Below are 11,718 nucleotides of genomic sequence, written 5' to 3'. Positions count from 1 at the left end.
CCCGCGAGCAGTACACAAAAGGAGTTTTCATGCCCGAGGCAGTAATCGTCTCAGCAGTACGGTCGCCCATCGGCCGCGCAATGAAGGGTTCGCTCAAGGACATCCGCCCGGATGACCTCGCAACTCAGATGGTTGCCGCCGCGTTGGCAAAGATCCCCGAGCTCGACCCCACCGAGATCGACGACCTCATGCTCGGTTGCGGCCAGCCCGCCGGTCAGTCGGGCTTCAACATCGCCCGCGTCGTCGCCGTCCAGCTCGGCTACGACTTCCTCCCCGGTGTCACGGTCAACCGTTACTGTTCCTCCTCGCTGCAGACCACCCGCATGGCTCTGCACGCCATCCGCGCAGGCGAGGGCGACGTCTTCATCTCCGCCGGCGTCGAGTCCGTCTCCAGCTTCATCACCGGCAACGCCGACGGCCTCCCCAACACCAAGAATCCGCTCTTCGACGCAGCGCAGGCCCGTAGCGCCAAGCTCGCCGAAGGTGGAGTCGCCTGGACCGATCCTCGCGAAGAGGGCCTGATCCCCGACGTGTACCTGGGTATGGGCCAGACCGCGGAGAACGTCGCTTCCGCCACCGGAATCACCCGCGAAGACCAGGACCGCTGGGCAGTTCGCAGCCAGAACCGCGCCGAGGAAGCCATCGCTCGCGGCTTCTTCGAGCGTGAGATCACGCCCGTCACGCTCGCCGACGGCACCGTCGTCTCCAAGGACGACGGCCCCCGCGCCGGCACCACCTACGAGGGCATCAGCGGCCTCAAGCCCGTCTTCCGCCCCGACGGCACCGTCACCGCCGGCAATGCCTGCCCGCTCAACGACGGCGCAGCCGCACTGGTGATCATGTCCGACACCAAGGCAAAGGCACTCGGCCTGACCCCGCTCGCTCGCATCGTCTCCACCGGCGTCTCGGGCCTGTCCCCCGAGATCATGGGCCTCGGCCCGATCCAGGCCGTCAAGAACGCCCTGAAGATCGCCGGCAAGTCGATCTCCGACATCGACCTGTTCGAGATCAACGAGGCATTCGCAGTGCAGGTCCTCGGATCCGCTCGCGAACTGGGCATCGAAGAGGACAAGCTCAACATCTCCGGTGGCGCGATCGCGCTGGGTCACCCCTTCGGTATGACCGGTGCCCGTATCACCAACACCCTGATCAACAACCTGCAGGAGCAGGACAAGACCTTCGGCGTCGAGACCATGTGTGTCGGCGGCGGACAGGGCATGGCAATGGTGATCGAGCGCCTCAGCTGATCCCCTGAGCACGTCGAAAGCGGCCGCCCGGCTTCTGCCGGGCGGCCGCTTTCGTGTGGTCGTGTTCAAGGTTCGCGGTTTTCATGTAGTCGTGAACTTCCGAGCAAAACTCCCCAACTCGCGAATCAACTCTCGCGCAGCGTCGTCCTCACGCTGCACGGCAGCGCGAGCTTCGTCCGCCCATCCCTGACGGAGCAGTCGTTTGGCGGCAAGGACTGCCGGTCCGACGTTGGCGGCAATCTGCTCGGCGCTCTCCCGAGCACGGATGTGAACCTCTTCGGCCGGTACGGCCACGGTCGCCAGTCCGTAGTCGGCCGCTTCGACGCCGCTGAGCCACCGCGCCGACAGGATCAACTCGGCGGCGCGCTGCGTTCCGATCACCTTGGGCAGCAACCAACTACTGGCAGCTTCGGGAGCGGTACCCAGCGAGGTGAACGGTGCCCGCAAGCGTGCGTCCTCGGCAACGTAGACGACGTCGCAGTAGAGCAGCATGGTCAGCCCGATGCCGACGGCGGCACCGTGCACCGCGGCAATCAAAGGCTTCGGGAACTCCACCAGCGCAACGATGAGCGGCGCGAATGCGTGGCCGAAGTCGGCATTGTCCGTGTCTGGTTCGGCCAGTGCCCGTAGGTCGACGCCACTGGAAAATGCCTTGCCTGCGCCCTCGACGATCACCACGGCCACAGCATCGTCCGACGCCGCGTCGTCGAGCGCCTTGGTGAACGCTCGAAAACCGGCTGCATCAAATGCGTTCAGGCGACTCGGATTATTGAAGGTCAGCGTTCGCACTGCTCCGGCATCCGCGACCAGGATGGGTTCAGAGGTGTTTGTCGACATTCGCTCCCCTTCGTTCCAAACCAAGCAGTTGCTAGGCATCCAAGCACCGTAACCGCCCACAGACGACAAAAGTAGGGCCCCTCGCGGGGCCCTTCTTCGTGTTACGGATCGACTCGAGAACTAGTCGTTGTTGAAGTAGCTCAGCAGACGCAGGATCTCGACGTACAGCCAGACCAGGGTGACGGTGAGGCCGAATGCGACGCCCCAGGCTGCCTTCTCGGGCGCCTGTGCGCGGATCAGCTGATCAGCGGCGTCGAAGTCGAGCAGGAAGCTGAAGGCTGCGATGCCGATGCAGACGAGGCTGAAGATGATGGCGAGCGTTCCGCCGTCACGCAGTCCCAGTCCGCCCTCGACGAAGAAGCTCGCGACGAGGTTACCGAGGGCCAGAACGACAACGCCGATCAATGCGCCGATGATCATTCGCGTCAGACGCGGTGTCACCCGGATCGCACCGGTCTTGTAGACGACCAGCATGCCGAAGAACACGCCGAACGTTCCGAGGACTGCTTGCGCGATCAGTGCAGATCCGCCGACGCCACCGAATTGAATATTGGTGAACATGAACGACAGCGCACCGAGGAACAGACCCTCGGCGACGGCGTACGCCAACACGATTGCCGGGTTGTCCATCTTGCGGCCGAACGTCGCGACCAGAACCAGAACGAGGCCGACGAGACCGCCGCCGATTACCAGCGGGGTAGCGAGGTCGACGTTGTTGTTGACCAGGAAGTACGACACCAGTGCCGAGATCGTCAGCACACCGAGCGTGATGCCCGTCTTGGTGACGACGTCGTCGATCGTCATGGCCCGCGAGGTGGGACCGGTCTGGTACGGCTCGGCCGGAGCGTACTGCGGCTGACCGAACTGCTGGGTTGCCTGCGAGGCGCCCGCCGTCGCAGATCCGAACGAGGCGTATCCGTTGCCCTCTTGCTTGGGCAGATTGCGGAACACCGGGTTGCTGGTGGTGCGCACCGTGATCATCCCTTCATCGTGGTGGCCTACGACGGGTGCGTCGCGGGTTCGCCGGACGGATCCGAGTTTCCGACACGGTCCGTGTACCTGACTAAAAGTAAAGCACTCGTAATTTACAACGTCGAAGCTTCGGTTGTAGTTCCCGGCGCATTTCCGGAAGATCAACACTCTTCGACACTCGTCCCTTTTCGATACTAGGACGGTTTGACCGACTTCATCACGATGAACTTCGCGTTCTTCGCCATCGCCTCGCTCGGACCCACCGCGGCTTTCAACGGTTCGCGATACCCCAGATGCGCGTTGTGAACAGTCCACAACTCGCCACCGGGACGCAGGACACGGCCGGCAGCTTCGAACATCTTGAGTGCTCCGCCGGTGTGCACCGCCGCGCCGACGTGGAACGGCGGGTTCAACAGAACCAGATCCGCGCTCGCACTGGGCAACGAACTCACGGCGTCGTCGCGCAGGCCGCTCACTCGATCGCCGACGCCATTTGCGGACGCGGTCGCCAGAGCCGAAGCGACGGCTGCCGAGGACTGATCCGTTGCGATCACGTGCACGTCCGGGAACTTCCGCGCGATCGCCGCCGCGAGAATGCCGCTGCCACAACCCAGATCGATCACGTCACTCAGCGGATCGACCGCAATCTTTCCGAGGTTCTCCAGGAGCAACCGGGTGCCGATGTCCAGGCTCGCACCGGCAAACACTGCGCCGTGAGCAACGACGTCGAGGTCGAATTCTTCCAGGCGTTCGGTCACCGGGAACGTGACGACGACCTCGGCCTTCGGTTCCGAAGCCTTGAGTACGCGGGACTTCTGACGCCCACGCGAGGCGCTGACGTCGGAAAACGATTCGCCGAGAACCTTGTTCATCGCCGGGGTGATGTGCTTGTCACGCCCACCGGCGAAGACACGAACCGCCGGGTCGGCGTGGAGCGCGATCAGCTGAGCGATCTCGGCAAGTTCGGCGAGGCTACGCGGCAATTGCATGAGCACGACGCGGGCGCCGCTGAGCAACTCCTCGTCCAGTCCGTGCGAGGTGAAGGCGTCACTGAATCCGAGTTCGCGCGCATTGTTCGCGAGGGCCAACTCTCCAGTGAGCGGATCCTGGTGAACGCGCACGCCGGCGATTCCGTGCACGAGCGCAACACCGGCAGTCAGCGCACCGTAGTGATCGCCGATCACGACGACGGTGCCCGCCGGCGCTGCGGCCAGAGCGTCGGCGGCCTCGTCGAGGATCAGACGATCAGCCGCATCGACGGCAAAGAGATTGGGTGCCTCGACATCGGGGAATCGGCGCAGACGATCGAACAGTTCGGGTGTGTCGGACATGCCACCAGTCTTTCAGGTGGAACTACGCAACACTCAATCCCCCGACCAGCAGGTGATCAGTTCGACATCCCTGTCAGTTCGACATCCACTGCACGACGTTGTCGACGGTTTCGCGTTCGGTGCGGAATCCGTTCACCGGGTGGTCGGCGTCGGGGTATCCGAACGAGATCGCGCAGACAACCTTGCGAGTGTCGTCGATACCGAAATGCTCGTGAATGAACTTGGAGCTGCCCGCGAGCGCCGCCTGCGGGATGGTGGCGACCCCCAGACTCTGGGCCGCGAGCAGGAAGCTGTTCACGTACAACCCGCAGTCGACTGCGCCGTAGGTGCCCAATGCCTCGTCGGTGGTGATGATCGCGACGTGAGGAGCGCCGAAGAGCTCGAAATTCTTCATCGTCTGTGCCGCGGATCCGGCGCGGTCACCGTGCTCGATTCCGACGCTCGAATACAGCGCCATCGCGCAGTCGAACCGACGCGACTTGTAGATGCCCTGGTACGCGCGCGGGAACTCGAAGTCCGACTCCTGGGCGTTGGCCATCACGTACTCACCGAGGCCGGCGCGGAATCGCTCGGTGCCCTCCCCTTCGGTGATCGCGACCTGCCACGGTTGCGTGTTGCACCACGACGGCGTCTTCTGCGCCAGCCGAAGGATCTCCTCGATCACCTCACGTGGCACCTGACGGTCCTCGTAGGCGCGGCAGCTGATCCGGGCGTCGAGCAACGCTTCCAGGCTCGTATCCACGACGATGCTCTCGGTCATGTGTTCTCTCCTCGATCAGGCTGCACTACAACACTTCGCACGATAGAACTACCGCCTCGACGCAATAGTCAGCGGGTCACCTTTGCGAAGGCCGCCACCAGCTCGCCGAACTCTGCCATCGCCGCATCCGGATCCGGATCTACTGCTGCCAGCGCAACCAGCACATCGGTGGCACCGGATTCGAGCAGCTGCTCGGCGCCGATCATCGTCGCCGGGAGGTCGATCGAACCGTCGGACCCGCGTACGACGGTCAGTCGCCCACGGACCTGCAATTCCGCTGGATCGCGTCCGAGATCCGCCATCGCTTTGCCGATGACGTCGATCCCTTCACGTAGGTCGTCGTCCGCGGCACCCATTATCGGAATCCACCCGTCACCCCAGGTTGCGACGCGTCGTACAACGGCCTTGGAGAGCGAACCGGACACCCAGATCGGGATTCCAGCGGCCGGACGGGGCGCACAGTACACGTCGTCGAACTTCAGACGAGGGGTGTCGATGCTCGCCGGCGCCGAACTCCACAGGGCCCGGCACACTGCGAGAGCGTCGTCGAGCAGTGGTCCCCTTTTACCGAAGTCCATACCTGCCGCCTCGTATTCACGTTCCTGCCAACCGGTTCCGACGCCCAGGTCGAGTCGGCCCCCGGAGAGCAGATCGAGTGTCGCGGCCGTCTTGGCCAGTACCGCTCCCCCGCGCAGCGCCGCGATGACGATTCCGGTCCCCAAGCGAATTGTCTTCGTCTGTCCGGCAACAAAAGCCAGGACGGTCAGCGGCTCGAGCCAGTTGGCGTCGGGCTCGGTGGGGAACGCCGACCACGTGTACGCCGAGTTGTCCGAGCCCATCACCACGTGATCGGTGACGAGGACCCGGTCGAAGCCGGCAGCTTCCGCGCTCTGACAGACCTGCACGAGTTTCGCGTAGGAGTCCTCCGCGAGAGTGGTGCCGAAGTTGGGAACGTTCAGACTGAAAGTTGTCATGTGTCAAGCCTTTCGGGGCCGGTTGGTCCAGCCACCCTCTTCTGTGGGGAACCAGCCTCCGGCAGCGTGCGAGCCGCCGTCGACGTGGATCACGGTTCCGGTGATGTATCTCGCCAGGTCGGAAGCCAGGAACAGTGCGGGGCCGGCAATGTCGACCGGCTGGCCCGGTCCGCCCAACGGTGCCCACCCCGGCCACTTGTCCCAGTCGTCGGCAGGAACGATCGTGCGATACGGCACCTGTACCGACTCGATCAGATCCGGGGCAATGGCGTTGACGCGCACTCCGGTTCGACCGATCTCCACACCAAGGCTCCTGGTAAACTGTGTCAGCGCGGCCTTGTATGCCGAGTACATCGTGTGGCCCGGGATCGCTCGATGCGCCTCCACCGTCGTCAGGTTCACGATCGATCCACCCAAACCGCGGTCGATCATGCCGGGAAGCAGGGCATGGGTCAGACGCACGACGTGATCGAAATTGATGCTGCCGGCCTCGGACCAGAAACCGGGATCCGTACCGGTGAACTCTGTCGGCGGGTTCAGGAAATGACCCACGTTGTTCACAAGGACGTCCGGGGCGAACTCGGTCAACGCGACGGGGACTTCCCGCGTCCGCACGTCGTACTCGAGATAGTTGATCGAACCACCTGCAGCCGAGTCGAATTCGACGTCGCCAAGAGGAGCCACGTCGACAACCAGAACTGACGCGCCATGCGATGCAAATGCTCGAACAATCGCTGCGCCGATTCCCTGGGAACCGCCTGTGACCACTGCCTTCTTACCCACCAACATCGGCCCTGGGGAGTACGCCGATCCGACCACCACGAAGACACCCTTCTGCAGTTCGATGTGAAGCACTTCGGCGTACCGTCACACATCGAACGGCAAAACGGGCGCAAAGTTCTCACTCAGTGGTAGCCGCGACACCCCACCTGCTCGAACCGCCGAGTCGCCCATTCAAATAGTGCGGAATCTCGGCTGCCCGTATCGGCATTCCCTCGAGGTACCCCTGGATCACGTCACATCCGCACTCGGTCACTATCGCGCGCTGCCTCTCCGTCTCCACGCCCTCGGCGACGGTGTCCAGCCCCAGAGACTTGGCAATCGCGATGACGGCTCGCAAGACAGCGAACCTCGAATTCGAGGGATCCGCGTCCAGCGGTGCGACGAACGCCCGATCGATCTTCAACCGATCGAGCGGCAGCCGGGCCAAGCTGGCAACCGAGGAGAACCCTGTGCCGAAGTCGTCCATCGCAATGGCGATGCCGAGCGCCGAGAGCTGTACCAACACATCTCGGTCGGCGTCGTCGATGACCAACGATTCGGTCACCTCGATCTCGAGTCGGCTGGGGTGGAGGTTCACCTCGATCAGTGTCCGGCGTACCGAGTCGACGTATCGACTCGAACGCAGTTGCACCTGAGAAACATTGACGGCAACCCGAATGTCCTCCGGCCACGTTGTCGCCGCCGTGCAGGCAGCCCTCAGAACACCTGCACCGATCGGCACGATCAAGCCGGTTTCCTCGGCGACCGAAATGAAGTCTCCCGGCGAGACGAGACCTGAAGTCGGATGGTTCCACCGCAGCAGAGCCTCGAACCCGACAACAACTCCCGCCGCGGCCGAGACCTGTGGTTGATAAACCAACTCGAACTCTTCGTCGATCAACGCACGACGAAGATCCAACAATGCCCTGGCCCTACCCGTCGCACGATCCCGCAAAGTCGCATCGAAGGCGCGAATCTGGTTCCGACCGCTCTCCTTTGCGTGGTAAAGCGCGAGGTCCGCGACAATCACCAGGTCTTCGAGGCTGTCGGCGTCGTCGGGCATCGAGCCGTAACCCAGGCTGGCACGAATGCGAATCTGGTTGCCGACCAGTGAAAATGGTCGTTCGAATGAGTCGAGAATCGTTTGGAATCTCGCCTCCACCTCATCTGCACTCCCGATGTCGTCGAAGGCGATGGCAAACTCGTCACCCCCCAGTCGGCCACAGATCTCGTTCGATCGCAGAACGCTGTGCAGTCTGCTGGCAACATCGCGAAGCACGTCGTCTCCGATGTGGTGTCCCAACCGGTCGTTGATCGACTTGAAGTTGTCCAGATCCAGAATTGCCAGCCACACCCGGTGTCCGTCCCGAATCCGCGAAGACAGTTGAGCGTTGAAGCTGTACCGATTTCTGAGCCCGGTCAACGAATCGATTTCTGCCAATCGCAAGATGTTCTGGCGCTGGTGATACGAGTGCGTGATATCGGATCCGACACCGCGCCACCCGTAGGTCGCCCCATCGCCACTGCCCGGGTGACCTGACATCGACCACCAGCGAGTATCGCCCCGTACGACGACCTGCATGGTGAGGTCCCGAAACGCCGTCCCGGCTTGAAAATTCGCGGCGAGGAGATCAAGGGACTTCCTGCCCACATCTGTTCGGGACGCGCCGATCCCGATCAGGATCTCGTGCATTGTGCGGCCCCGAATCTGTGCTGCCGGCAAACCGACCTGCTCGGCGAATCGATACGACACGGTACTGGCGATACCGCGCGAATCGGTCTCCCAGAGCCAATCCTGTGCTCCGTCTTCGAGATCGTTGAGCAACAACTCGACGAGATCTCGTTCGTCCTCGGCTATGAGTTCGGCGCGTAGCCGTCTCTCGAAAAGTTTGGCCAACAGCAAAGTTCCGCTGTAGAGCGAACCTACAAAGACGACCAGCACCCCGATCAGCACGAAACGCGATGTGCCCGGTTCCGTCCAGAACGCCCCGGCCAACCCGACTCCCACCAGGCTGATCCAGACCACAGTGATTCCGCGAAACATCATGGTGGGAAACACGCCGACCGCGATCCCACCGATCAAGGTCGAGCTCAGTACCAACTCGTCACGAGGATCGAGCATCGGGAAGAGAACGAGAGCCAAGCACGCCAGGAGCACTCCCCAGACAATGATTTCGACTGTGAGTACCACCAGTTCGGTGGTCTGGGACTCGGAGACGCCGAGACGCGAGCGCCGGAGCCAATACACACTGAATCCAGCGCTCGACAACAGCATGACGCTCGACCAGGCGAAGGTGAACCATCCGGCATCCACCGGTAGAAGCACCACGATCGCTGACAACGCAACCGCTGCGGTCAGAAACGACCACGGCAGTACGCGCGCGGTGAACCGCAGTCGTCGATCGAGTAGGCGACGGCGATCGTAATCCGAGAGGTGTTGTTCCGTGCCGCTGCGACCGAGTTTGCGCACCGACGTCCCGACGCGACGCCTACGGAGTACTGCCGGGTCACCCACGTCGGCCTGCTACCGCCGCTGCGACCGCGTCGACCGACATGGCTCCGCCGGCGATGTATCCCTGAACAGTCCTCACCCTTGCAGCGGCCACGGACTTCAAGTCTTCCTCACCGTCGACTCCCGAGACGACGACCTCCATTCCCAACGCGTCGACCAGATCCACGACAGCTTCGAGGATCGACCGTCCACCAGGCACTGCACCCGAAATGGAGCGCTCTATCCGGACTCGGGTGAACGGAAGGCCGGACAGTGATGCGAGCGAGGAGAATCCGGCGCCGAACTCGTCCACGGTCAGCGCGATTCCCATGTCCGCGATGGCGTGCAACGCAAACTTGGACTCGTCGGTGATCGCCGATGATTCGTTGAGTTGGAGCTCGAGCTGATGTGCACTGACACCTGATCGTCGAAGCGAATCCCCTATCGCGACGACAAAGGAATCCGATTCGAGCTGACGCGTCGATACCGCGACGGCTACCCGCAGGTGATCAGGAAGGCGGGACGCCGCCTCGCAGGCCAACTCGAAGACGGTAGTCCCCAGTGAGTACGCCAAACCGGTGTCGTCTGCGACGCTCATGAATTCGGCGGACGTAACGGCACCGAGGCGGGCGTTGTGCCAGATCACGCGGACTTCCACGGCCACGATCTCGCGGGAAACCACGTCGATCCTGGGCAACAGCTCGAGTTCGAGGTCCTTCTCCGCGACAGTGTTTCCCAGATCTTCGAGCAGGCGGGCCCGCCGATCGGCCACGGACTTCATCGAGTCTCGATATTCACGTACGGCCCCGCGCCCGGATTCCTTTGCCGCGAACAAAGCCAGGTCCGCAGCGCCCATCATCTCGTCGGCGGAGGACGGCAGCTCGTCGGGGAGGTAGTACCCGATGCTGCATCCGATCTCCAACCGCGTACCGGCCACTGTGATCGGCTCGTGCAGAGTTTCGATGTAGCGGCCGAGCAGAGTACGAACTTGTGAGCTGTCACCCACATCGGTGAAAAGAACCGCGAACTCGTCTCCCCCCAGACGTGCGAACAACTGTGACACCCCGCCGGCTTCGGACAGGCGATCCGCGACCTCTCGCAGAACCGCGTCGCCAACGGTGTGTCCCAGTGTGTCGTTGACCGACTTGAAGTTGTCGAGGTCGAGCATGGCCAACGCGAGACCACTTTCGCTTGTGTACGGCTCGCGCAGCAGTCGCTCGAGCTCGGTCCAGAAGCTGTGCCGGTTCGGCATACCGGTGAGTGCGTCCACACGACCCATCCGCACGATCTCGTCACTCTGCAGTTTTACTTCCGTGACGTCGGAACCGACTCCTCGCCAGACGAACTCGTCGGGTGTACGGCCGGGGCGCGGGCGTCCGGAGATCTGCCACCACCGAATTTCACCGTGAACTCGGACCGGAACGAGCACGTCGACGAATGCGGTCTTCGTGTGGCGGGCCTGCTGCAACTCCATGAGCGCATCGATCCCGCCGGGGATCCGTAGGGTGCCCAACTCCATGAACAGGTCCTGCCACGCCGTTCCCTGCAACTCGGTGGAGTCCAGCCCCGCTTCGACCGCGAGCCGCGTCGGGATTCGGTTGAACTTGCCTTTCTGGTCCGTCTCCCACACGAAGTCCCCGGCGTTGCCTTCGAAGTCTTCGAGAAGCATCTGCACGACCGATCGTTCCGACGCGGCGCTCAATTCAGCTCGATAGCGAGATTCCAGGTTGCCCGAGACCACTATCGTGCCGCCGATCAGAGCCGCGCCATAGGCGATCATTCCAATGAGAATTCGTTCGAACTCGGGTCCCGGCTGAAGCCAGAATGCCACCCCGAGGATTATCAGATTGGACAGGACCCAGGTGACCCCCACCACTCGCAACATCGCGGTGGCCACGGCTCCGGCACCGGTGATCGATGTGGTGACCGCTATCAGGATCAGATCGCCGGAATCGTCCAGGATCGGGTACAGGACCAGGGCGAGCGAGGAATACAGGATCCCGACTACAGCAAATTCGACGATGAGAAACGCGTAGGACATCCGGTACGTGGGTGTGATCAGGTTGAAATGAATGGCGAGACCCACGCACATCCCCACCAACCCGATCACGCCGGACAGCAAGGGCCACACACGCGGCAGCGGTCCGCCGTCCGGGGGAATTACATACAACGTCAGCCCGAGTGTGACGACGAGGTGGACGGCAGCGGCCCATGGCAGCACGCCGAAGGTGACGGCTATCTGCTCACGAGTTACGTCATCACGTTGGGCGGGCGTCAGTCTTTCTCTCTGGCGGGGTTGCAGAAGCGACAGGACTGGCATCACTTACCTCCCGCTCCCACGACG

At 62.8% G+C, this 11,718-nt stretch carries 9 protein-coding genes; 1 reads left to right on the top strand and 8 read right to left on the bottom strand.

Annotation, left to right across the window (positions count from 1 at the left end):
• Positions 1–29: 29 nt before the first annotated feature.
• Positions 30–1,247: an acetyl-CoA C-acetyltransferase gene (locus tag ATN37_RS17275; RefSeq protein WP_019744600.1), complete on the top strand. Its 1,218-nt coding sequence runs from the start codon at positions 30–32 to the stop codon at positions 1,245–1,247.
• 81 nt (positions 1,248–1,328) lie between these two features.
• Here ATN37_RS17275 and ATN37_RS17270 read toward each other — a convergent pair whose 3' ends face one another.
• From ATN37_RS17270 to ATN37_RS17235, 8 genes are all read right to left on the bottom strand, one after another.
• Positions 1,329–2,084, bottom strand: a complete 756-nt coding sequence (locus tag ATN37_RS17270) for an enoyl-CoA hydratase/isomerase family protein (RefSeq protein WP_218695446.1) — start codon at positions 2,082–2,084, stop codon at positions 1,329–1,331.
• Between the two features lie 120 nt (positions 2,085–2,204).
• Positions 2,205–3,056 (bottom strand): Bax inhibitor-1/YccA family protein, encoded by an 852-nt coding sequence (locus ATN37_RS17265; RefSeq protein WP_192712320.1) that lies wholly within the window; start codon positions 3,054–3,056, stop codon positions 2,205–2,207.
• A 194-nt stretch (positions 3,057–3,250) separates the two neighbouring features.
• Positions 3,251–4,387, bottom strand: a complete 1,137-nt coding sequence (locus ATN37_RS17260; RefSeq protein WP_218695445.1) for a class I SAM-dependent methyltransferase — start codon at positions 4,385–4,387, stop codon at positions 3,251–3,253.
• Between the two features lie 73 nt (positions 4,388–4,460).
• A complete protein-coding gene (locus ATN37_RS17255) occupies positions 4,461–5,147 on the bottom strand; it encodes a nitroreductase (RefSeq protein ID WP_003943290.1) in 687 nt (228 codons plus the stop codon).
• Positions 5,148–5,215: 68 nt separating this feature from the next.
• The gene (locus ATN37_RS17250; RefSeq protein ID WP_042448880.1) at positions 5,216–6,121 is read right to left on the bottom strand and encodes a TIGR03619 family F420-dependent LLM class oxidoreductase; all 906 of its coding nucleotides are present in this window, start codon (positions 6,119–6,121) and stop codon (positions 5,216–5,218) included.
• A gap of 3 nt (positions 6,122–6,124) precedes the next feature.
• Positions 6,125–6,976, bottom strand: a complete 852-nt coding sequence (locus ATN37_RS17245) for an SDR family NAD(P)-dependent oxidoreductase (protein WP_030536264.1) — start codon at positions 6,974–6,976, stop codon at positions 6,125–6,127.
• A gap of 46 nt (positions 6,977–7,022) precedes the next feature.
• Positions 7,023–9,398 carry a bifunctional diguanylate cyclase/phosphodiesterase gene (locus ATN37_RS33010; protein ID WP_218695444.1) on the bottom strand — a complete coding sequence of 792 codons (2,376 nt, stop codon included), beginning with the start codon at positions 9,396–9,398 and terminating at the stop codon, positions 7,023–7,025.
• Positions 9,391–11,694 (bottom strand): bifunctional diguanylate cyclase/phosphodiesterase, encoded by a 2,304-nt coding sequence (locus ATN37_RS17235; protein WP_225320105.1) that lies wholly within the window; start codon positions 11,692–11,694, stop codon positions 9,391–9,393. Before ATN37_RS17235 ends, ATN37_RS33010 begins: the two co-directional genes overlap by 8 nt.
• Between the last annotated feature and the right edge of the window lie 24 nt (positions 11,695–11,718).

Source organism: Rhodococcus sp. MH15, from assembly GCF_019266045.1.
GTDB lineage: Bacteria > Actinomycetota > Actinomycetes > Mycobacteriales > Mycobacteriaceae > Rhodococcus_F > Rhodococcus_F qingshengii.
This window is presented reverse-complemented; position numbering and strand designations above follow the sequence as displayed.